Raw genomic sequence first — 23,702 nt, forward strand, 5'->3', positions numbered from 1 at the left:
ATGGGCGGCACATCCACGCATGGCGTGGATCTACTGGTGCCTGGATTTCTCCACACAATCCTCCACACCTTTTTTCGATCTTCCACAGGTTTCTTAAGCGGCCTGTCATCGGCGCGGACCAGCATGGACCCGTCGCCGCAGAGTGGGCTGGGAGGCCCTCGGCGGCAGCAGGCGTGTAGTGACCGTTCCTCCCTTGGCGTTTCCCTTCGCAGTAAACCCTTCAGGAGAAGATCATGACCAAGTACAAGACCCTGGCCGCGCTGGTTGCCACCGCGCTGCTCGCTACCGTGGGCGCCGCCTCGGCGCAGACCGTTACCGGCGGCGGTGCCTCGCTGCCGGCCGACCTCTACAAGGGTTCGGCCGACAGCATCCTGCCGGCGAACTTCACCTATGCCGTGACCGGTTCGGGTACCGGCAAGAAGGCCTTCCTGGAAAACAACTCGGCGCTGTTCTCGACCACCGGCACCGTGCATTTCGCCGGCAGCGATTCGGTGCTGAGCAGCACCGAGCTGAGTAACTACACCACCAACTTCAACCAGCCGACCAACGCCAACCGCTACGGCGCGCTGATCCAGGTGCCGTCGGTGGCCACCTCGGTCACCATCCCGTTCAACAAGGCCGGTTCGGCGGTGGACCTGAGCGTGGCGCAGATCTGCGGCGTGTTCTCGGGTGCGATCAGCGACTGGTCGACCATCGATGCCAACCGCAGTGGCCCGATCCAGGTGGTGTACCGCGCGGAAAGCAGCGGTACCAGCGAAATGTTCAGCCGCTTCCTGACCGCGGCCTGTGCCGCTGAGAACGCTGAAACCTCGAAGCTGGTGGGCGGCAAGTTCGCCATCAAGTCGACCTTCGCCGACCTGTACAAGCGTGATGCCAACGGCAACCTGCCGGCGTTCCTGGTGGCCGCCCCGGCCACCGGTGGCACCTCGCTGTACAACACGGTCTACGCTGCTGAAGGCCGTATCGGCTACGTCGGCCCGGACGTGATCCCGAGCCTGACCGATGCGACCAAGGTCGCCAAGGTCAAGGGCTTCTCGCCGGACCAGGTGAGCGTGCAGGCCACCCTGGACACCGTCGCTCCGCCGACCGGCACCGATGCTGAGAACCCCGCCAACTGGGTGCCGGTGTTCGGCAACCCGTCGGCTGGCTATCCGATCGCCGGCTACACCAACCTGGTGATCGGCCAGTGCTACAAGGATTCGAGCGTTGCCACCAGCCTGCGCGGCTTCCTGGCCCGCCACTATCCGGCCACCTACACCGTCACGTATGAGAAGTCGATCACCGACCACGGCTTCATTCCGCTGACCAAGGCCTGGCGCGATGCGATCCGCAACCGCTTCGTGCTGGCCAGCAGCACTGCCGGCCTGAACAACCCCAGCACCTGCGCCGGCATCGGTCGTCCGCTGTAATCCGCAGCACCGGTTGAATCCTGCTTGACGCGACGCCGGCCTCTGGGCCGGCGTCGCCATTTCCGCGACGGTGCCGCCGCCGCAGTGTTTCGCTGTCGGCTTCGTGCCACGTGAACCGTCTATCAGTGGCAGGGCATGCGTTGCGCGTGCCTCCCCGATCGTCGCCGCAGCCGCGGCCCACCAGGTTGATGAGGTTCCGATGTCGCACCCGCTCCCGTCCGTTGTTCGTCCGGCCGCGTCGATGCGCCGCAATCATCCGATGGCGTGGGCCATCGCAGTCGCACTGGGGAGCATGGTGGCCCCGGCCAGCCAGGCGCAGCAGGCGTTCAGTCCGGGCTGGTTCGCCGAACGGGGCGCGGCCCAGGGCAGCGCGGCACAGAGTGGCCGGATGCCCAACGGCGTGCCGATCCAGTTCCAGTTGCCGGCCCAGCAGCAGGACGCAGCCAGGCAGAAGCTGCAGCAGTCGATCGACAATCTTGGCACGGCGGCGCAGGCGATTGCCCTGCAGCAGCGCCTGCAGGAACAGGCGCGGCAGGCGCGCCGCGAAGCTGGCTTCATCGTTGCCGACGGCCTCGGCAAGGACGGCCTGAGCGTCGACCAGAATCCGCTGACCCGTGGCTGGCTCAACGCGCGCGAGGCGATCCAGTCGCAGGGCAGCGACGGGCGGGTGCAGGTCACGGTCGAGCAGACCGCGGACAAGGCGATCCTGAACTGGGAGACCTTCAACATCGGCGGCAACACAACGCTGAACTTCCTGCAGCACCCTGACTGGGCAGTACTGAACCGCGTCAACGATCCTCAGGCGCGGCCCAGCCAGATCCTGGGCCAGCTGAAGGCCAATGGCACGGTGTTCGTGGCCAACCGCAACGGCGTGGTGTTCGGCAACAACAGCCAGGTCAATGTACGCAATCTGCTGGCGGCTGCAGCACGGATCAGCGATGCGCAGTTCCGCGACAATGGCCTGTACAGCGCCGACGCCAGCAGCAGCACGCTCAGCGATGCGTTCGGCAAGGTGATGGTGGAGCAGGGTGCCCGCATCGCGACCCATGAGCCGACCAGTGCGACGCGCGGCGGTGGCTACGTGCTGCTGGCCGGGCACAGCGTGGAGAATGCTGGCCATATCGAGGCGCGCAAGGGCCAGGTGCAGCTCGCTGCGGGAGACAGTTTCGTGATCCGGCGCGGCGTGGGTACGGCCACCAACACCAGCTCCACCACCCGGGGCAATGAGATCGCGCCGCGCTTCATCGCCGGCAGCACGGCTGGCAGCGTGCGCAACACCGGCCTGCTGCGCGCGCTTGAGGGTGACGTGACTCTGGCCGGGCGCAGCGTCGAGCAGGCCGGCGTGGCCGTGGCCAGCACCACGCTCGCACAGCGCGGCACCGTGCATCTTCTGGCCTCGGCCAGTGATGCCGGCAGCAGCGTCACGCTCGCCGATGGCGCCACTACGGCGGTGCTGATCGAGGACGATGGCAAGGCCACGGTGCTGGATACGCAGCGCGACAGCCTCATCAAGGAGTCGGCAGAGCAGGACGCGATCCGCGCTGGCGCGCGCTCGGCAACCTTCGACAATCTGTCCCAGCACAATGATCGCCGGGACCAGTCGCGGGTGGAGATCGTCTCGGGTGGCAACATCCATTTCAGCAGGGATTCGCTGACGGTTGCCACGGGCGGCCAGATCATCGCCGATGCGGCGGCCCGCAGCTACGTAGACGACGCCGCGCGCGTGGACGTGTCCGGCGCAGTGGGCGTGCAGGTGTCGATGGAAAGCAACAATGTCCAGGTCAAGGTGCAGGGCAACGAACTGCGCGATGCCCTGGACAACCGCGACAGCGGCAAGCTGACCAGCAGTGAAGTCTGGGTCGATCGCCGCAGGCTGGTCCACGTTCCGGCCGGTACCGGGGGCTACGAGGGGGAGCGCTGGTACGCTGCAGGCGGCCTGCTGGAGGTGGGTGGCTACCTCGACAACCAGGGACACTCGATCGGCGAATGGGCTGCGCAGGGAGGCACCGTCCTGCTGGGTGGCAGGGAAGTGATCACGAACGGTGGCTCACGCATCAACCTTGCCGGCGGCAGCCTGGATGTGCAGAGCGGCGTGATCCGGCAGAGCTGGGTGCGCGGCGTCGACGGCCAGGTCTACCGCCTTGATGAGGCGCCGGCGGAGATGCTGTTCGATGGCCTGTACAGCGGCCATGAAGTAAAGCAGGAGCGCTGGGGCATCACTGAGACCTTCCGTGATCCGATCGTATTCGCGGCGCAGCGTGTCGATAACGGATACACCGTCGGCCGCGATGCAGGTCGGCTGATCGTCTCCGCACCGACCGCAGTGCTGGATGGGAAGGTTGAGACGACCACCTTCCAGGGCGCGCAGCAGAACCGCAGGCCGGAGGCCGCGCTGGATGGCTATGCGCAGGCGCAGACGGCAGTGGCGCGCAATGCGCAGCTGTACCTGGGGCGCTACGACGGCCAGGGCCGCAGCGGTGTGTTCGGCTCGGATGTGCGCCTGGATGACAAGGCTCCGGCGAAGGCGGCGTGGTCGCTGCTGGCTCCGATCAACGAGGAGCGGCGAGACACGGTGTGGTTGGATATCGCAGCGCTGAGTGCCCAGCAGTGGGGACGGATCGACCTGGCGACCGCCGATCGCATCCGCATCGACGGCAGCCTTCGGCTTCAGGCAGGTGGGCAGCTCAACCTGACCGGCAGCGAGGTCGAACTGGCAGGCGACATCGGCATTGCCGGCGGCCAGCTGTCGGCGGGCAACCTGCTGGATGTCCAGGGGCGGCCGACGGCGCTGCTGCACGATGGCCGCGCCCGCACCGCCATTGCCGGTGGCACGCGGATCGATCTCTCCGGCGAATGGAGCAACGCGTCACTGCCGATGCCGCTCGACGCCAGCGGTGCCTGGACGGATGGCGGCCGCCTGAGCCTGAGCAACAGTCATGACGTGGTCGTGGCCGCCGAGGCAACGGTGGACGTCGAGGCCGGCGCCGCGCTGGACCTGCGCGGCAAGGCCCGCATCGGAAAAGGGGGCAGCGTCAGCCTGCAGGCCAACAGCAGCACGGTTACGACGGACGGCAGTGGTCGGGTGCAGCTGGGTGAGGGGAGCCGGTTCAGTGGTCGAGGACAGGGCAGTGGTTCCTTCTCGCTGGGAACAGGTGGCCACGTTCGGGTGGGCGATGCGGACCCGGCGGGCGCGTCGCTACGACTGGACACCGGCTTGTTCGGCAGTGGCTTCGCGCAGTACGACATCAATGGCCACCAAGGCGTGGAGGTGGCCGATGGCGCGCGGCTGGTCGCTGCCCTGCCAGGCCTGCGCCTGACCCAGGACGCGCAGATGGCAACCGATCGGGCGTCCGCACTGGCGGCGTGGGATGTGCCGCTGTACAGCGCCGATTCGTCGAACGGGCGCGTCAGCCAGCGCGCCGGTGCGAGTATCAGCCTGCGTTCGGACCGCAACAGCGTGGGCGGTGACCTGCGGGTCGGCAAGGATGCGCTGGTGGCGGTCGATCCAGGGCAGACGATCTCGCTGCTGGGCGCAGGCAACATCGATGTTGAAGGCACGCTGCGTGCGAAGGGCGGGCGCATCGTGATCGACGATGTGCGTCCGCAAAATGCGCTGTACGCCGGGCAGCGCACCGAACGCACCTGGCGTTTCGCCGAAGGCGCGCTGCTGGATGCCGATGCAGACGCGATCTCGCTGCCCGATCCCAGCGGCCGTCTGCGTGGGCAGGTGCGCGCGGGTGGACGCATTGAGATTGGCGGGGCGCTGGACTGGGAGACCGCAGCATTCGTCGACAACCGACCACCGGAAGCGTTCGTAGTGGTCGAACGCGGCGCGCGCCTGCAGGCGCGGGGTGCGTCGGCCGAGCTGGATATCGACGGCCAAGGCCGTGTACGCGTGGACAGCGACGGCGGGCAGATCGTGCTGCGCTCGGCCAATGCGCTGTATCTGGAGGGCGGAATGGACGCGGCCGCCGGTGGTGCCGGCGCACGCGGTGGCACGCTTGGGCTGGCCTTCGGCGGCAGCATCCATGCACGTGGCGCCAGCGAGGAGGTACTGCGGGCACGTGCGATCACCCTCAGCCAGCACAGCGCACCGGTGCAGCCACTGCCGGCCGCATTGGAGTATGGCCACGCCGCGTTGTCGGTCGAGCAGCTGCAGGCGGGCGGCTTCGACAACCTGTCCGTGTTCGGTGATATCCGCGCCGTTGGCGATGTCGACCTGCGCCTGGCCCAGAGCCTGCGCATTCATGGCCAGGGCACTTCGAGCCTGGGCATGGCCGTGGATGCCGGGCCGTCGTCGGCGTTGCGGCTGAGTGCGCCCTACGTCCGCCTGGCGCAGGCGCGCTGGGGCCAGCTGGCGGGCGAGAACCTGCAGGGCACTGCGTCGGTCGCTTCGGCCGGGCCGGACGATCACGCGCTGGCGGTGCAGGCCGCGCTGATCGATATCCGCGACGTCACCTGGTTGCCGGGTTTCGGGCACGTGGCGCTGGAAAGCCGCAGCGACGTGCGCCTGACCAACGGCATTGCCAGCAGTGGCAACACCAGCGCGTTGATGACGGCCGGTTCGATGGACGTCACCGCTGCGCGCCTGTACCCCACCGCAGGCGCGGTCGGCACGCTGGTGGCCGGCGCTTCGGCGCAGACCGTGCAGACCGCTGATTACTGGGCCGATCCAGCTGCCGTGCTGCGAATCCACGGCACAGGTGCGGCCACGCAGCCGGCGCCGGAATCGGCGCTGGGCACGCTTCGCCTGGTGGCCGCCACGGTGCAGCAGGGCGGCAACGTACAGGCGCCGATGGGCACGCTGCAGCTGGGCGGTCTGATCCAGAACGGAACCATCGGCAGCAGGGTGGAACTGCTGCCAGGCAGCGCTACCTCCACCAGCGGTGCCGGCTTGTCGCTGCCCTATGGTGGCACCGTCGATGGTGTCGACTGGCGGGTAGGCACGCGCAGCCTGAGCTCGCTGACGCCGGCCGGCATCTCCTCGATGGGGGTGACCCTGAAGGCCAACGAGATCGAGGTGGCGTCGGGGGCACTGCTGGACATGTCCGGCGGTGGTGAGTTGACCGGTGCGGCCTTCGTGTCCGGGCGCGGCGGCTCTGTCGACGTGCTGCGCACGGCGTTGGCCGACGCCAATCCGCGCTACGCGTTCAGTGCGTCGGGCAACCCGGTGTACGCGATCGTACCGGGGCGCGCCGGGGCGTTCGCCCCCAGCGGGGAAGAAGGATTCGCAGCTCCGGCGGTGGGCCAGCAGATCACCGTGCCGGCTGGCGTGCCCGGGCTGGCGGCCGGCACCTACACGCTGATGCCGGCAAGCTATGCGCTGCAGCCCGGCGCATTCCGGGTGGAGCTGGGCGCTACCGGCACCTCGGGGATCGTGCAACCGATGGCGACCGGCACCGGCACCTGGCGCGTGTCCGGGCAGCAGCGCACGGCACTGGGTGCGGCAATTTCGCCGTTGCTCACCGACATCCTGCTGACGCCCGCCGAAGTGGTGCGCCGGCACTCGGGCTACAACGAAACCTCCTACAACAGCTTCGCGCAATCGGTGGCCGACCGTCGAGGCGAGTCGCGTGGCTGGCAGACCATCGATGCGCTCGGGTTGACGCTTGCGCTGGGCGAAGGCGCCGGTCGCGCAGACACGCCTGCCATCCGCTTCGCCGGCACCGCGCGGTTCGGCGCCGCTACCGACAAGGGGCGCGGCGGCACGCTGGCAGCCACGTTGGCGAGCCCGGCGGTCGGTTCACTGGAGATCGTTGGCGGCAGCGCGCGATCGCAGGCGCGTGATCGCGGCGCCACCTTCAGCGACGACGCGCTCAATGCCTTCCTGCCGGCGCGGATGATCATCGGCGGGCAGTTCAACCAGGTCGCCTCGCAGGTGGCGGTGACCGGCCAGGCGCGCAGCGTGGCGGTGCGTTCCGGTGTCACCCTGAACGCACCGGAAGTGCTGGTGGCAGCGGCCTCCGGTGGCAGCGGCATCCTGGTCGAGGCCGGCGCGACCCTCGATACACTGCCGTTTGCATCCGCCAATGCGGATGCCAACGCGACCCTGCCTTACCAGGTCTCCGGCGGCCTGCTTGCAGCGTCCAACCAGCGGTTGAACCTGATCACCGGCACCACCGACGTGGGGGCTGGCCCGGTGGCGATCGACATCGGGGGGTGCCAGGCGGCGTGCGACGGCCAGGCCCGGTTGGTTTCCGATGGCAGCATCACGGTAGCGACCGATGGCACGCTGCAGATGCGCGACTCGGCCAGCTATGGCACCCGCCAGCTGGGCCTGAGCATGGCGGCGCTGAACCTCGGCAGTGCCGAAGCGATCGCGCAGGCCGCTGCGGCAGGGGCGCTGCCCAGTGGCATGACCATGAACCAGTCCGTGCTGCAGCAATTGCTGCGCGGCAATGATGCGACCGGCGCGCCGGCGCTGGACACGCTGAGCCTGGTCGCGCGGGATTCTGTCAACGTGTTCGGCAGCGTCGACCTGGACGCACGCGACAGTGCCACCGGCCGCAGTGGCCTGCAGACGCTCGTGCTGGGTGCGCAGGCCATCCGCGGCTACGGTGCGGCGACCGACCGCGCGCGCATCCTGGTGGACACGCTGGTCTGGGACGGCGCATTGGCGGCGAGCCAGGCGCCGGGCAGCGACGCGTCGGTGCCGCCGGCCGATCCGATGGTGGACCGGCTCGGCGCCGGGCAGCTGGACATCGTCACCCGCCAGCTGCAGCTGGGGCGGGCGCCATTCAGCCGTCCCAGCTCTGAAGTACCTGCGAACCGGCAGGTGCTCGGATTCAGTGCGCTGAACCTGAGTGCTTCGGAGCAGCTGTCGTTCTCCGCGCAGGGCACGCTGGACGTGTTCCAGCAGCGCGGCGACTATCTGGCCGACAAGGGCTGGCAGTACAGCGGAGGCAGCCTCGGCATCGAAACCCCGCTGTTGACCGCCGATCCCGCCGCGCAGCTGCGCGTGCGTTCCGGCGGCGAGTTCCGCCTGCACGGGGGCACCGGCAAGGCGGGTGGCGATGCACTGGGCAGTGAGCTGAGCATCGACGCCAACCGGATCACGCTGGACAGCACGATCGCGCTGGCGTCAGGACGGCTGTCGGCGAGCGCACGCCAGGGCATCACGCTTGGCGGCCGGGCGCTGCTGGACCTGGCCGGGCGCAAGGTCCCGCTGTACGACGTGGACAGGTTCAGCTGGGGCGGTGATGTCCTGCTGTCCAGCGACACGGGTGACATCCGCACCGATGCGGCCTCCCGCATCGATGTTTCCGCCCGCAACAACCGCGCCGGGCGCATGACGGTCACCGCAATGGCTGGCCGAGCCGATCTGGCCGGTGATCTGCAGGGCGCCGCAAGTGGCCGCTACGATGCCGGTGGCACGCTCGTGCCCTACGACGGTGGTGAACTTGTGGTGCGGGCACGCCAGCTGCAGGACTTCACCGGCCTCAACCAGCGATTGACCGCCGGTGGCATCGTCGGCGGCCGCAGCTTCCAGATCGGTGAAGGCGATCTTCGGATCGGCGACGAAGTGAAGGCGCGCCGGGTCGACATCAGTGTCGACGCGGGCAGCCTGACCGTGGCCGGCCGCATCGATGCCAGCGGCGAGCAGGTCGGCAGCATCCGCCTGTACGCCCGCGACCAGTTGCAGGTGGACGGCACGCTGGACGCGCACGGTACCGGCCTGCGCGTGGACAGCCATGGCAAGATCATCGACAGTCCGAACCGGGCCACCATCACGCTGGGCAGCGCCGAAGGCGCCGTGGGTCTGGGCAGCGCGGCGCACCTGGACCTGCGTGCCGGCAGTGGCGTGGCCGTCGGCGACGGCGCTGGACAGAACGACGGCATGGCGCGGGGCTCGCTGAAGATCGATGTGCCGCGGGTGGGCAGCAACGACGCGGCGATTGCCGCGGCCAATGGCCTGCGCATCGATGGCGCGGCTGACATCCAGCTCAATGGTGTCCGCCGTTACGACGATGCGCCCCTGGCCAGCACCGCTGATGTGCGCGGCAATCGCGCGCAGCTGGTGACCCAGCAGTGGCTGGACCAGGTGGTCGATCCGCACAGCGTGGCGTGGATCGATGGTGCGCTGGGCAACCCGGACCTGCAGCAGCGCACGCGCGCGCTGGGTGACGTCCGCCTTCGTCCCGGCGTGCAGGTGGTGGCGCGGCGCAGCGACGCCAACCCGGACGGCGACCTGACCATTGCCGGCGACATCGATCTGTCCGGCTACCGCTACGGACCCGAAGCCAACCGCGCCGATCCATCGCGGCGTGGCTTCGGCGAATCGGCCTCGCTGGTGCTGCGGGCCGAAGGCAACATCAACGTCTACGGCAGCATCAACGATGGCTTCGCACCGCCACCGCCTACGCCGGATGAGGGGGGCTGGCAGCTGTATGAGGGCCGCAATGGCAGCGCGGGGCACACCCCCTTCGGCAGCGGCCTGGTGGTGCCGGTGGACGGAGTGAAGCTGCAGCCCGGCACCGAGTTCCAGGCCGGCACCCGCCTGAACTACGACGTGCCGGTCGAATCGGTAACGCTTCCGGTTGGTACCGTGCTGCCCGCGCCGATGGTGATCTCGCAGAATCTGCGCCTGCCCGCGGGTACCGTACTGGGTGCGGCAGTGACCACCGACTCCGGGCAGACGCTGGCCGCGGGCACCGTGCTGCAGGAGCCGCTGGTGCTGGCGGCAGGTGCGCGGCTGGGAGCCGGCTTCCGCCTGCGCAGTGCGGTACAGGTGGCGGCACAGGAGTGGCCCGCCGGCGCGGTGTTGCCGGTTGCGCTGCGCCTGGCACGGGAAGTCGCGCTCAAGGTGGGCGCGTACATTCCCTCGTTGACCAAGGTGGAGCTGCCCGGCGACGCGCCGGTGAATCTGAGGCCGGCCGATGCCAACGGCAACCAGGGGCGCAACTGGGCGCTGGCGCCGATGCTGGCCGAGGGCACCACCTCCTGGGACCTGACCGTGGTTGCCGGTGCCGATGCCGGGGCGGCCGATCCACGCAGCCGGCGCTGGGGCAGCGAAGGCAGCGTGGTGCTGGCCGATACCCACCAGGGCTCGATCGGTACGGTCAAGACCGAGATCATCTGGGTGGGTGATCGTGCGTTGACCGAGCGGGCATCGCTGGACTGGATCGGCGACACGTCCTATGCGGGCCGCCCGATCGCAGAGCTGGCCGACATGTTCGGCTTCACCGAAGATGAGTTCTGCGCGATGTCGGCCGACTACTGCGGCCCGGCACCCCGCCAGGTGGCCGCGCAGGGCTCGCTGGATTACTGGGGTGACGAGTCCTACGTGGGCACCCCTGCGAAGGACTTCGCCGCGATGTTCGGCATGACCGAAGACGAGTTCTGCAGTACCGCGCCCACCTACTGCGCCGGCGGCGGCACGCAGACCGAAGTGACCACCTACGGCAAGCGCGCGGGCACGCCGGCGTGGAGCGTGCTGCGTACCGGCAAGGGGGACATGGAACTGCTCGCTGCCGGTGACGTCGTGATGAAGTCAGGCTTCGGTGTCTACACCGCCGGCACTCCCACCGCGCTGGGTGGGGGCCACGATGCTGCCTTCAATTCGCCCCGTGCAGCGGCTCCCTGGAACACCGCACTGCTGGGGCCGAACCTGGTGCCGGGCAGCTATGACGCAGCGATCGCAGGCTACCAGGCCTGGTATCCCGATCATGGTGGCAACCTGCGGGTCGAAGCCGGGCGCGATATCGTCGGCGACGCCTGGACCGCGCGCGCGGAGTCGGGCACCAGCGAGCGCGACTGGGCGCTGTACTCCAGTGCCGCGGTCGGCAATTGGCTGTGGCGGCAGGGAACCGGGAGCACCACCGGCGTGGAGCCGGTGCCGACCAGCTGGTGGGTGAACTTTGGTACCTACACCAACGTGTCTGCTGCCGCTGGCGCCTCTCCGCGGATGGTCGGCTTCACCGGCTTCGGCACCTTGGGTGGCGGCGACCTGACGCTTGAGGCCGGGCGCAATGCCGGCGTCCGCGATCCGATGGGCGACGCGCTGGGCTCGCTGAGCGCACCACGCTCGGGCGCGATCATCGCGGCGGTGGGATCGACCGGCCGCGTCAGCAATGGCCAGCTGCACCTGACCGGTGGCGGCGACCTGCGGTTGCGCATCGGTGGCGCACTGAATCCGAATCTGCAGGCGACGATCTCCAGCCTCAATCCCTCCAGGGCGGGACAGAATCTCGACCTCAACGGTACCTTCAGCAATCTGCGTGGCAGCCTGCAGCTCGATGCCGGGCGCATCGGTGCAATGGGCGTCACCCTGGAAAACTACGCGACGCTGGGCCAGCTGCGTGCGGCCGATCTGTTCGCCGCCGACGCCGCCCGCGCAATGGGCGGACCGGTGCTGGTGCTGGGCGATGCGGTCGCGCAGCTGCAGGCACGGGGCGATGTGGTGCTTGGCGGGGTTGCCGATGCAGGCCGGGTTCCGCTGGCCAACTACAGCGCGGTGCTGCAGGATGATGGCGCGCGCGCTGCAGGCAGCACGTGGTTCTCCCTGTGGACCGCCAGCACGGCCGTGGATCTGTTCAGTGCCGGTGGTGACCTCGCGCCAGGCCTCGCCGGGCCGGATAACGTGACCGGCAGCAATCTGTGGCGCGAGCAGGTCCAGCTTGATGTGCGTGGCGGTGATGATCTGCTGAATTACTGGCTCTATCCTTCGCGCTTCAGCGCCATTGCTGCGCAGGGCGACATCAAGCTGGACCGGATCAGCGCCACGCCGGGGACGCAGGATGTGATCCTGCTGGCACCCTCAGCAACGGGACGGTTGGACGTGCTGGCCGGTGGCAGCATCTTCGCCCAACGTGGCGCGACCCAGATCGCGCGCTCGGGTGCGGACGCGCGGCTGCCGGGACCCTTCGACCCCGCATTCCTGGCCCAGCAGGGGGATTCCGGCGGCAATGTGACCCGCTCGCGGCACAACCTGTCGGTTGACGGCAACATTGCATCGCCGGACGCGTCGCTTCCGCTGTTTGCGTTCGGTCCGAATTCTCCGCTGTCCACCGTATCTGCGGCCCTGGCGCCGAGCCGCTTCTACGCGGTGCAGGGCGACATCATCGGTCTGGCCACCGGCGCCCGGCGCACGCTGAATCCCAACGTGGGGCAGCGCACCCAGCTGAACTGGTTCGAGGCCGCCGGCGCCGTGCAACTGCGGGCAGGCCGGGACATCCTCGGGGTGTCGATGACCGCGTTGAACACCGCGCCCACCGACATCACGGTGGCAGCGGCGGGCCGCGACGTCGTGCATCTGAACGCGACCATCGCCGGCCCCGGCAACACCGAGATCAGTGCCGGCCGCCAGCTGCGCCAGGAGGATGCGGGCAGCATCGTCAGCCTCGGTGGCATCGTGCAGGGCGATACCCGTCCCGGCGCCAGCATCGCGCTGACGGCCGGCAACCAGCAGATCGATTTCGCGGCCCTGCGTGCCCGCTATCTGGACCCCGTCAACCTTGCCGATCCCGCGCAATCGCTTGCGTCGCAGCCGGGCAAGGCAGTCAAGGTCTACGACCAGGAACTGACGCAGTGGCTGCAGCAGCGCTTCGGCGTGGCTGCCGACGGCGACGGGGCGCTGGCTGCCTTCGATGCGCTGCCGCAGGAACAGCAGCACATCTTCCTGCGCCAGATCTATTACGCCGAGCTGCGCGAAGGTGGACGGGAATATACCGATGCAGAAGGACCCCGCTTCGGCTCCTACCTGCGTGGGCGAGAGGCCATCGCTACGCTGATGCCAGACAAGGCTGCGACCGGCGCGATGATCGACCGTACCGGCGATATCGTGATGTACGGCGGCTCCGGCGTGCGCACCGAGGCGGGCGGCAACATCGAGCTGATGGCACCGGGTGGGCAGATCGTGATCGGTGTGCAGGGCGTGGTGCCCCCGGCCAGTGCCGGACTGGTGACCCAAGGGCAGGGCGATATCCGGCTGTTCAGCCAGGACAGCGTGCTGCTGGGCCTGTCGCGGGTGATGACCACGTTCGGCGGCGACATCCTGGCGTGGTCGGAGCAGGGTGACATCAATGCCGGTCGTGGTTCGCGCACGACCCTGCTGTACACGCCACCGCGCCGCGTCTATGACGGTTGGGGCAATGTGATCCTGTCGCCGCAGGCCCCGGCCAGCGGTGCTGGCATCGCGACCTTGAACCCCATCGCCGAAGTGCCGCCGGGCGACGTCGATCTGATCGCACCGCTGGGCACCATCGATGCGGGCGAGGCCGGTATACGCGTCTCCGGCAACATCAATCTGGCCGCGCTGCAGGTGCTCAACGCGGCCAACATCCAGGTACAGGGCGAGAGCAAGGGCCTGCCGGTGCTGGCATCGGTCAACGTCAATGCGCTGGCCGCGGCCAGTGCGGCAGCCAACAGTGCCAGCCAGGCGGCACAGGACGTGATGCGCAAGAGCCAGGACGACGCACGGCGCAACCAGCCGTCGGTGATCAGCGTGCAGATCCTGGGCTTCGGCAGCGGTACCAGCAGCGTAGCGCCGCCGGCGCGCGGCACTACCGCCAACAGCGGCTACGACGCCGACAGCGCATTCCAGTTCCCGCAGGCCAGCCGCGACGACGGCACGCAGCGTCGGTAGGCATCGAACGATCCCGGTAGGTGCCGACCTTGGTCGGCACGATCGCGGCCGGCAGTAGATCCACGCCATGCGTGGATGGCTGGGCCAGCATCAGTGCCGACCAAGGTCGGCACCCACCAAAGCAGGCCGGGCAGTAGAAGCCACTCGGCAGTAGATCCACGCCATGCGTGGATGGCTGGGCCAGCATCAGTGCCGACCAACGGTCGGCACCCACCAGGGCAGGCCGGGCAGTAGAAGCCGCTCGGCAGTAGATCCACGCCATGCGTGGATGCTTTGCCTGGGAGGAACCCTACAACGCCAGCACCCGCCGGTAGCTCAGCGACCCGCGCCCATCGCGCAGGCCCAACCGCAGTTCCAGCCCGGTGGCCGGCAGCACCTCGCCTTCGCTCGGCAACAGCGCCCACCCAGCGCCCGGCTGCCAGGCGCGTACCTCGAACCGCTGCACATCCCTGGCCACCGCAATGCCTTTCGACGGCTCAGGCGCGGGCAGGGGGTATCGATCAGTCGCCGCGCCACTGGCCCGCCACAGCGTATTGCCCTGCCGCCACCAGCGCACCCGCTGCCAGCGTAGTCCATCACTGCCGACACTGCGGGTGATCTCCAGTGCGAAGCTGCCATCCGGGTGCCGTTCGCTTACCAGGGACGGAGGCAGCAGCCGCTGCGGTTGATCGGCCGGACGCACTGCACCATTCATCAGCGCGTCGTCGGCACGCATCTCGATATCGCGCTGGAACTGCTGCAGGATGCGCAGCGCCGTCGTGGTTTCGGCATCGGCCCGGCGCAGGCGCTGGTCGCTGCTGGCCACGCTGTCCAGCGCACGCCAGCAGATCAGCGCCAGCACACCCATGATGGTGATCGCGATCATCACTTCGATCAGGGTGAAGCCACGCGCGACCCGCTTCATTGCATGGTGGTCCATGGCAGCTGCATCCGCGCCAGGGACTGCTGCGGTGCATCTTCGGCCACCACGCTCAGCTCCAGTTGCGGCTGGCTGTCGCTGCCGGTGCCGAGATGTTGCAGCACCAGGAACGTGCTGCGCCCCTGCACGCAGCGCTGCCGTGCATCCTGCGGCGGCTGCCCAGCCAGGCGCAGCTCCTGCCAGCGGTCCTGCGCGCACATCAGTGCCAGCCGACGGTCGCGCAGGCGCGATTGATCGTCGGTAGCCACCGCCACCGAACGCATCACCGCCGCCAGTGCGATTGAAACGATCGCCAATGCGATCAGCACTTCGATCAGGGTGAACCCGTGCCTGTTCCGCTTCACTGCACGACCTGCAACTGTCCGCTGCCATCATCACGAAGACGCAGCTGGCGGCCCTGCAACGACAGCGTCACTTCCCACGCCACGCCAATCCATTCGGGGCTCAGTTCAATCGGCGTGGTCGGCTGCACCGCGATGCCCGCCAGCTGCCATGGTTGTGGGCGCAGCAGGTCGTCGCGCTGCACATCCATCCAACGGGTGCCTTCGCGGCGGCTGAAGCGGTAGCCGGCGGCGTCGGCCTGCCAGCGCAGGGGGCGGCCATCGATCCGGGCCTCGTCGCGCGCCACCTGCAGGCGCTGCGCCAACTGTTCGGCTTCCTGTCGCAGCTGCCGGCCCGGGTCGAGCAGGCTGCCCAGGCCCAGCCCGATACCCGCCGTGCAGATACCGATGATCACCAGCACCACCATCAGTTCCAGCAGGGTGAAACCACGCGGCACGCGCTGCATCGACGTTGCCTCCTGTCCGGGTCGATGCCTGCCAGCGTAGGCCCGCATGATGAAACAAAAGCGTCAGCCGCACCTGCTAGCGTGGGCAGACCCGAACGTGGCGATGGTGCGGAACATGGACGGCAGGCGCTGGGATCGCAATCGCATGTTGACCCTGCTGGCGGCGGCGCTGCTGCTGGCCGTAGTGGCCTATTGGAGCATCACTCTGTCTGCGGTGGCGCCGGCGGCCGTGGCCAGCGAGGCGAAGACCGAGGCGGCGGTGCGGCCGATGTTCGATGCGGTGGCAAGCCTGCCGCTGGTGCGCCTGGTGTCCCCCGGCGCCGTGCAGACCGAGGTGGTGGTGCTGGGCGTGTTGGCCGGCGACCACGCACCGCTTGCGCTGCTCTCGGTGGATGGGCGTCCTGCCGAAGCCTACGCGCCGGGCCAGCGGTTGGGGCCCTGCACGGTGCTGGCCAGCATCAGTGCCAATACGGTGGAGCTCAACCAGGCGGGGCAGTCGCGCAGCCTGGCGGTGCCCACGCTGCCACCGGTGCCGAGCGATGGCATCGTGCCGGCCGCCCTGTAGGGCCGAGCCTGCGCTCGGCTGCTTCAGCTTGGCCTCGCCGACGGATACAAAGACAGCCGAGCATGGGCTCGGCGCTACACAGGCGCAGACTCAGCGCGCAGGTCGCTGCGGCACCACCGAGCGACCGAACGCATCGCCCATGCGCTGCCGCGTGCCTTCCAGGTTGTACTGCATCAGCTGGTTGCCGGGCTGCTGCATCAGGCGTTCGGCTTCGGGGAGCGCCGCCGACTTCGCCGGCCTTGTCGCAGGCGCCAGCTTGCGTTGCAGACAGTCCCAGGCCGGAATCCGCTCGCCGTTGACCAGTACTTCGATGCAGGGCGCAGCTTCTTCCTGCTCCTTCGCCTCGTCGGCGCGACCCGATGGCAGCGCCAGCAGCAGGGCGAGGGCCGCGCGCAGGTCCGGCATCAACGATTCACACATCTCGAATCTCCCGCAGCAATCGATGTCCTGCAATGAAGACGGGTGGCCAAGGCAGGGTCCGCCTGCGTGCGTTGCGGCGCTTTCAAAAGATGACAGTGCTGTCACAAAACTGTTGGCGGCTTTGACGCGATGTACACGTCCTGTTGGTAGATCCACGCGCCGCTCCCTGGCCCCTCCCTTCGATACGACGCGATGCCTTCGATGAATCCTGTTCCGTGCCGAGCCGTTCGCCTTCCGCTGCGCCTGCATCCGCTGGTGCTGGCCCTGGCCGCGATGCCGCTGCCGCTGTTCGCGCAGGAGGCAGCACCCGCGCCCAGCGTGAACATCAACGAATACATCGTGCGCGGCAACACGGTGCTCGATCCACGCGACATTGAACGCGCGGTGGAACCGTTCCTCGGCCCGGGCAAGACCCTGGCCGATGTCGAGAAGGCGCGCGATGCGGTCCACGCGCTCTATCAGCAGGCCGGTTACCAGTCGGTCTACGTCGAGCTACCCGAGCAGCAGGTCAGTGGGGGCGTGGTGCTGCTGAAGGTGCAGCAGACGCCGATCGGCCAGCTGCGCGTGGTCGGCACCCGCCACGAGTCGCCCGAACGCATCCGCGAACGTGTACCGGCGCTGGCCGAGGGCAAGGTGCCTGACTTCGACCAGGCCCAGAAGGAACTGACCGCACTGAACGAAGGCGGGCGTCGCCAGGTGATGCCACTGGTGCGCGAAGGCCAGGTGCCGGGCACGATGGATGTGGACCTGCAGGTCGAGGAGAAATCGCCGTGGCGTGCCAGTGCGTCACTCAACAACGACCATAGCGCCGACACCGAGAAGCTGCGCCTGAGTGCATCGCTGGCCTACGACAACCTGTGGAAGCGTGGGCACAGCGCCAACCTCGGCGTGTATCTGGCGCCGGAAGACACGAAGCAGGCCAAGGTGTTCTCGGCCTCGTACACGATGCCGTTCGAAGGTACGCCGTGGAGCCTGGAAGCCTCCGGCTACAGATCCGACAGCCGCGTGTTGAATGCAGGTGGGCAGGTCGGTACCGGCACCGGCACCAATGTGATCGGCAACGGCCATTCGATCGGCCTCAAGCTCAACTACCGCCTGGCCGGCAGCAGCCAGTGGTGGCGCCAGCTCAGCCTCGGTGTGGATTTCAAGGACACCGAGGAAGACACGCAAATGGGCAAGGAAAGCCTGAAAACACCGTTGAAGTACGCGCCGATCACCTTGGCCTTCGTCGGCGTGCGCCAGGGCGAGCAGGATCAGCTGAGCATCAACACCCAGCTGGTGGCCGGTACCCGCCGCCTGTTTGGTTACGGCAGCGACGCCACCGCGTTCGGGCAGAAGCGCTACTGGGCGGACCCGAGCTTCGTGGCCTTCAAGGCCGATGTTGCCAACACCCACACTTTCGGCAACGACTGGCAGTGGTATGCGCGTGGCTCGCTGCAGGTAACCGATGCGCCCCTGGTGTCGGCCGAGCAGTTCGCCGCTGGCGGCATGTACACCGTGCGTGGCTACCTGTCGGCCGAGGCGATCGGCGACTACGGCGGCCTGGCCAGCCTGGAATGGCGCACTCCTGCGTGGTCGCTGTGGCGCGGCACCGACCTGCGTGTCTACAGCTTTGCCGACGCGGCCTACCTGCGCCTGCGCCAGCCGCTGCCCGAACAGCGCGACAAGTACAACCTGGCCTCGGTCGGCCTGGGCGCGCAGCTGCGCCTGGGCGAACACCTGCAACTGCGCCTGGACTACGCCTGGCCGTATGCCGATGGCCCGGTCACGCGCAAGGACGACCCGCGCCTGCATTTCAACATCAGCACCAGCTACTGACCCTTCCCTTGAACATGCGTTCTCCGGAGACCCTTCGCATGGACCGTTTGCTTTCCCGAGTGTTGTTGCTGCTGGCCGCGCTGGTTGCGCTGCCGGTGGCTGCGGCCGATGCCAATTGGTGGCAGGCCGAATGGAAGTACCGCAAGCCGATCACCATCGACGCCGGCCCGCAGGGCGCGGGCCTGGCCGGTGACCCGGGCCGCACGCCGCTGCTGCTGCGCCTGCATACCGGCAACTTCGGCTTCGACGGAACCCAGGACGCGGGCAACGACCTGCGCTTCGTCTCGGGTGATGGCCGTACCGTGCTGGCCCACCAGATCGAACAGTTCGATCCCAGGATGGGCCTGGCCCTGGTCTGGGTCGACGTACCGTCAGTCAGCGCTGCCGCGCCGCAGACGATCTGGATGTACTACGGCTATGAGAAGGCACCGGCCAGCGGCAACGGCCAGCAGGTGTTCGATCCGGATTACACGCTGGTCTACCACTTTGCCGAGGCCAATGCGCCGGCACGCGACACCACCGCCTATGGCAACAATGCCGGTGCGGTGGTGCCGCCGTCGGAAGGCTCGGTGATCGGCCGTGGCGTGCAGCTGGGCGCCGGTCCGCTGCCGCTGCCGGCCAGCGCATCGCTGGCTCAGGAAGCGGGCGCGCCGCTCACCGTTTCAGCCTGGATCAAGCCGGGCGGCAACACTGCGGCGCAGGCGATCTATGCGCGTCGCGACGGCGCATCCGAGCTGGTGCTGGGCATCGAGAACCGCGTGCCGTTCGTGCAGCTCAATGGCCAGCGCAGCACGCCCGCGCAGCCGGTTCCGGAAGGACAGTGGGCACACGTTGCACTGACGGCAGAGAAGGGCGCGTTGCAGCTGTACCTCAATGGGCGCGTCGTTGCCCAGCTGAGCGGTGCGCTGCCAGCGCTGGGCACGGCTCCGGTGGTGGGCGCCGATGCGCCTGGCGCGGTGCAGCCGCTGGCAAATTTCGAGGGCGCACTGGATGAGCTGCGTATCTCGCGCGTGGCACGGCCGGCCGCGCTGCTGCTGGCCGACGCCACCGCACAGGGCGCCGACTCGCGCCTGATCAGCTACGGTGCCGACGAGCAGTCCGCCGGGCAGAGCCACTTCGCCTTCATCCTCAAGGCAATGCCGTTCGACGCCTGGGTGGTGGTCGCCATCCTCGGCCTGATGATGCTGCTGTCGTGGGCAATCATGATCGCCAAGGGGCGGCACTTCGGCCGTACCAGCAAGGCCAATGCAGTGTTCACCGAGAGCTTCGGCAAGCTGTCCGGCGTGCCGCTGCGCACCCTGTCCGACATGGACCGCCAGGGCAAGGCACCTGCCGCGATGCACGACGGTTCGTTGTGGCGCATCTACCAGGTGGCCATTGATGAAATGCAGCAGCGCCATCAGCGCGACGGCAACAGTGGCTACCTCAGTGGCGCCACCATCGCGGCGATCCGCGCGTCGATGGATGCGGTGATGGTGCGTGAGCAGGAGGCGATGGCACGACGCATGAACTGGCTGTCGACCACCATCGAGGGGGCCCCGTATGTGGGCCTGTTCGGCACCGTGATCGGCATCATGCTGGTGTTCGTGGTGGCGGCGATGGCTGGCGCGGTCGACATCAACTCGGTGGCACCCGGCATGGCCGCAGCGCTGCTGTGTACGGCGGCTGGCCTCGGCGTCGCGATCCCTGCACTGTTCGGCTACAACTACCTTGGCGCGCGTGCCGAAGCGATCGGTGCGGACATGGCGGTGTTCATCGACGAGTTTGCCGCGCGCCTGGCCGAAGAGCAGGACGGGCGCGGCCCGGCCGCGGTCCAGGGCTGAGGAGCGCGCCATGGGCCAGAAGGCGAAGTTCGGCATCAAGAAGCGCGAGAAGGGCATCAACGTGACGCCCTTCGTCGACGTGCTGCTGGTGGTGCTGGTGATCTTCATCCTGACCAGCAACGCCTCCATCCCCGGTATCGAGGTCAACCTGCCGAAGGCCAGCAACAGCGTGGCGCTGGAGAAGCCGAAGACCAAGGCGATCACCATCGACCCCAGCGGCCAGGTGTTCCTGGATGCCTACCCGGTGACGATGGCCGAGCTGGAAGACCGGTTGCGTACCGAGCGCGCGACCACGCCGGATTTCCCGGTGATCGTGCGCGGAGACGCACAGGTGCAGTATGCCCGGGTGGTCGAGGTGCTGGACCTCTTGCGGCGCTTGGAGCTGGCCCAGGTGGGCCTGGTCACCGGCAAGGCGCAGGGCTGAGGCATGACCGCCCATCAACCCCCCCGGCCGGAGCCCGGCATGCGTGGTCGCCCGTTGCTGGTGACCGTCGCGCTGGTGCTGGTCGCGTTGCTGGTGCTCGGCGTCGCGCTGTGGTGGCTGTTGTTCAAGGACACCGCCAGCACCCGCCGGCCGGTGGTGCAGCCGCCGATGCTGGCGTTGCCGCCACCGCCTCCGCCACCCCCGCCGCCACCGGAAAAACCGCCGGAACCGGAAACGCCGCCGGAAGAGACGATGCCCGAACCGGAGCCGCTGGATCAGCCGACGCCGGCCGAAGAGCCGACGCCGACCCCGGACAACAGCGATCCGGTGACGATGAATGCCGACGCGCAGGCCGGTGGCGACAACTTCGGCATCCAGTCCGGCAGTGGTGGCGGTTCGTCCGGTGTCGGTCGTGGCGGTGCCGGCAACGCCACCTATGGGCGCTACCTCGGCTACCTGATGCAGCAGGCGATCTCGCGCGACGAAAAGGTCAAGCGCCTGGCGTTCCAGTTGCAGGTGAATGTGTGGCTGGCCAGCGATGGTCGCCTGGAGAAGGTCGAGCTGGTGCGTGGCAGTGGCAACGAGGAGGCCGACGCGGCCGTGCTCGATGCACTGGGTCGCATCGGCAAGGTCGACCAGGCACCGCCGCCGTCGCTTGATTTCCCCGCCCGCGTCCTGATCCAGGGCCGCCGGCCCGGGGCCTGATTCCCGACCTCCGTGATTTCCCTTCTTCCGATGAGAACCGTGATGAACGACCACGTCCGTGCACGAACCGACTCCCGCCACCCGCGGCCGGCCCGACGGGCGCTGCTGTGCTGCGCCGTGCTGCTCAGCCTGGCCGCCCCGGCCGGCGCGATGGCCGCCGAAACCACCATGGTCAAGCTGATCAAGGGGCTGATCGCCAGCGGTGCACTGAAACCCGAAGACGGCCAGGCATTGCTGGTGCAGGCGCAGGCCGAAGCAGCGGCGTTGCAGCGCACCGCGGCCGCCGGGACACCGGCCGCCAGTGGTGGCGTGGCCCTGGAGGCCGGTGACGTGCGCGTGCCGTACGTACCGCAGAGTGTGCGCGACGGCATTCGTGACGAAGTGCGCCAGGAAGTGATGACGCAGGCCAGGTCCGAGGGTTGGGCGGCGCCGAACGAAGTGGCTGAGTGGACCAAGCGCATCAAGGTCACCGGTGACATGCGCGTGCGCAGCGAGTCGCGCTTCTTCTCCGAACGCAACAGCGACATCGTCAGCAACTGGTCGTCGATCAATTCCGGCAACGGCTTCGACACCAATACCAACACCAACCTGCAGCTGCCACCGCTGCTGAACACCCGCCAGGACCGCCGCAACCTGTGGCGCATCCGCGCCCGCCTCGGCATCGAGGCGACCATCGGCCAGCACACCACGGCTGGCGTGCGCCTGGCCAGCGGCAGCAGCAATGGCCCGGTGTCAACCACCGAGCAGCTGGGTGGTGGCCTGAGCAAGAAGGACGTGTGGCTGGACCAGGCCTGGCTGGCCTACAGCCCGGCCGACTGGGTGACGGTGCGCGGCGGCCGCTTCGGCAATCCGTTCTGGACCAGCGATACGCTGTTCTCCAACGACCTGAACTTCGATGGCCTGGCCGCCAACCTGCAGTACGACTTCGACGGCGGTGACCTTGGCCTGTTCGGCAATCTGGCGGTGGTACCGCTGGAGTACACCTCCGACAGCGCGCCCAGCCAGAGTCGGGTCAAGACCCCGAACGAGAACAAGTGGCTGTCCGGCGCACAGGTCGGCGTGAACTGGCGTTTCAACGATGACAACGCGCTGCGCGCCGCGCTGGGTTACTACGACTTCAAGAACATCAGCGGCCGCCTGTCCTCGCCGTGCGCGCTGTATGCGGGCGCGGTGGGCTGCGACACCGACTGGTCGCGCCCGGCGTTCATGCAGAAGGGCAACACCCTGATGCTGATCCGCGACATCGCACGCAACCCGCTGGATCCAGCCAACACGCCCACCCCGCAGTACGTCGGCCTGGCCTCGGCATTCCGCCTGGCCACGCTGAACCTGCGCTGGGATACGCAGCTGGCCCAGGGCATCGGCCTGCGCCTGGATGGCGACTACATCCGCAACCTGGCCTACGACAAGCAGGCGATGTTCAGCCGCGCCAACAACGGCATCGTCAACAACTACGGCGCCGGTGGTACCGCCAGCATCGACACCTTCCGCAGCGGCGACACCGCCTGGATGGTGCAGGCCACTTTCGGTGCCACCGACCTGAAGGAGAAGGGCCAGTGGCAGGCGCTGCTGGGCTACAAGCGCATCGAGGCCGATGCGCTGCCGGACGCCTACAACGACCCGAACTTCCACCTCGGGGGCACCAACGCCCGCGGCTACTACGTGGGCGGCGCCTACGCGCTGGACGCGCGCAGCTGGATCAGCGGCAAGTGGATGGCGGCCAAGGAAGTGTCCGGTGCTCCACTGTCGATCGATGTGTTCCAGCTGGAGTTCAATACCGGGTTCTGAGTGACGGCGTGATGTGGATCACGTAGTGCGTGGCGGGGGCGCAGCGATGCGCCCGTCTAAGGAAAGGAGACCACGCGCTGCACATAAGGAGGAGTGGATGAGCCGTCGCAAGCTGTTCGAGAGTTCCGAACCGTCCAGCCAGATGCTGGGTGTTGGACCGGCCTATGTTTCAGTGGAGGGCCTGCGCCAGCACCTGGCCGAGTTCCTGCTGTATGCGGGCCGGCCGGTGGTGATCATGCGCGGGCGCAGCGAAGTGGGGTATTTCCTGCCAGCGCGCTGCTGGCGCCAGCGTGACGATGATCCGCTGGCCGCCGCCGCCGCCGACGAGCTGCTGGACGCGGCCGGGTTCCAGGCCGAGGATATCCAGCAGGTAGAGCAGGAATTCAACGCGATGCGCCAGCGCACCGTGCTGCATTCACGGCGTTGAGCGGCCGCCGGGCATGGCCCGGCGCTACCCGATG

The 23,702-nt window shown here is 68.3% G+C and carries 13 protein-coding genes; 9 read left to right on the forward strand and 4 right to left on the reverse strand.

The features are described 5' to 3' along the window. Window positions 1-233: 233 nt before the first annotated feature. Window positions 234-1,409, forward strand: a complete 1,176-nt coding sequence (locus HMPREF3114_RS11400) for a substrate-binding domain-containing protein (protein WP_053499834.1) — start codon at window positions 234-236, stop codon at window positions 1,407-1,409. 199 nt (window positions 1,410-1,608) lie between these two features. After that, window positions 1,609-13,992 carry a filamentous haemagglutinin family protein gene (locus HMPREF3114_RS11405; RefSeq protein ID WP_070489812.1) on the forward strand — a complete coding sequence of 4,128 codons (12,384 nt, stop codon included), beginning with the start codon at window positions 1,609-1,611 and terminating at the stop codon, window positions 13,990-13,992. Between the two features lie 289 nt (window positions 13,993-14,281). Here HMPREF3114_RS11405 and HMPREF3114_RS11410 read toward each other — a convergent pair whose 3' ends face one another. From HMPREF3114_RS11410 to gspH, 3 genes are read right to left on the reverse strand one after another with little or no spacing between them, the layout of a single operon-like run. Further along, entirely contained in the window at window positions 14,282-14,896 is a 615-nt protein-coding gene (locus HMPREF3114_RS11410) for a prepilin-type N-terminal cleavage/methylation domain-containing protein (RefSeq protein ID WP_070489813.1), read from the reverse strand. After that, a complete protein-coding gene (gene gspI, locus HMPREF3114_RS11415; RefSeq protein WP_005416768.1) occupies window positions 14,893-15,255 on the reverse strand; it encodes a type II secretion system minor pseudopilin GspI in 363 nt (120 codons plus the stop codon). The genes HMPREF3114_RS11410 and gspI overlap by 4 nt, the downstream gene beginning before the upstream one ends. After that, a complete protein-coding gene (gspH, locus tag HMPREF3114_RS11420) occupies window positions 15,252-15,698 on the reverse strand; it encodes a type II secretion system minor pseudopilin GspH (protein WP_070489814.1) in 447 nt (148 codons plus the stop codon). Before gspH ends, gspI begins: the two co-directional genes overlap by 4 nt. 103 nt (window positions 15,699-15,801) lie before the next feature. Here gspH and HMPREF3114_RS11425 point away from each other — a divergent pair, with 103 nt between their 5' ends. Next, window positions 15,802-16,263 carry a general secretion pathway protein gene (locus tag HMPREF3114_RS11425; RefSeq protein WP_176746380.1) on the forward strand — a complete coding sequence of 154 codons (462 nt, stop codon included), beginning with the start codon at window positions 15,802-15,804 and terminating at the stop codon, window positions 16,261-16,263. A gap of 90 nt (window positions 16,264-16,353) precedes the next feature. On the opposite strand, the gene HMPREF3114_RS11430 is transcribed toward HMPREF3114_RS11425, so the two are convergent. Next, window positions 16,354-16,683 carry a hypothetical protein gene (locus HMPREF3114_RS11430; protein ID WP_070489815.1) on the reverse strand — a complete coding sequence of 110 codons (330 nt, stop codon included), beginning with the start codon at window positions 16,681-16,683 and terminating at the stop codon, window positions 16,354-16,356. A gap of 201 nt (window positions 16,684-16,884) precedes the next feature. On the opposite strand from HMPREF3114_RS11430, the gene HMPREF3114_RS11435 reads away from it, so the two are divergent. The 6 genes from HMPREF3114_RS11435 to HMPREF3114_RS11460 all read left to right on the forward strand — a co-directional run bounded on the left by HMPREF3114_RS11435 (window position 16,885) and on the right by HMPREF3114_RS11460 (window position 23,668). Then, window positions 16,885-18,501 (forward strand): ShlB/FhaC/HecB family hemolysin secretion/activation protein, encoded by a 1,617-nt coding sequence (locus HMPREF3114_RS11435; RefSeq protein WP_070489816.1) that lies wholly within the window; start codon window positions 16,885-16,887, stop codon window positions 18,499-18,501. A gap of 38 nt (window positions 18,502-18,539) precedes the next feature. After that, a complete protein-coding gene (locus tag HMPREF3114_RS11440) occupies window positions 18,540-20,324 on the forward strand; it encodes a DUF2341 domain-containing protein (protein WP_070489817.1) in 1,785 nt (594 codons plus the stop codon). Window positions 20,325-20,334: 10 nt separating this feature from the next. Beyond that, complete coding sequence (locus tag HMPREF3114_RS11445; RefSeq protein ID WP_005409874.1) at window positions 20,335-20,748, forward strand: ExbD/TolR family protein; 414 nt, start codon at window positions 20,335-20,337, stop codon at window positions 20,746-20,748. A gap of 39 nt (window positions 20,749-20,787) precedes the next feature. Beyond that, complete coding sequence (locus tag HMPREF3114_RS11450; protein ID WP_070489818.1) at window positions 20,788-21,453, forward strand: cell envelope integrity protein TolA; 666 nt, start codon at window positions 20,788-20,790, stop codon at window positions 21,451-21,453. Between the two features lie 42 nt (window positions 21,454-21,495). Continuing rightward, complete coding sequence (locus HMPREF3114_RS11455) at window positions 21,496-23,241, forward strand: putative porin (protein ID WP_070489819.1); 1,746 nt, start codon at window positions 21,496-21,498, stop codon at window positions 23,239-23,241. Between the two features lie 97 nt (window positions 23,242-23,338). Next, window positions 23,339-23,668, forward strand: coding sequence for a hypothetical protein (locus HMPREF3114_RS11460; RefSeq protein ID WP_070489820.1), 330 nt, complete (start codon window positions 23,339-23,341; stop codon window positions 23,666-23,668). Window positions 23,669-23,702: the final 34 nt, after the last annotated feature.

Source organism: Stenotrophomonas sp. HMSC10F07 (genome assembly GCF_001807895.1).
Classification (GTDB): Bacteria; Pseudomonadota; Gammaproteobacteria; order Xanthomonadales; family Xanthomonadaceae; genus Stenotrophomonas; species Stenotrophomonas sepilia.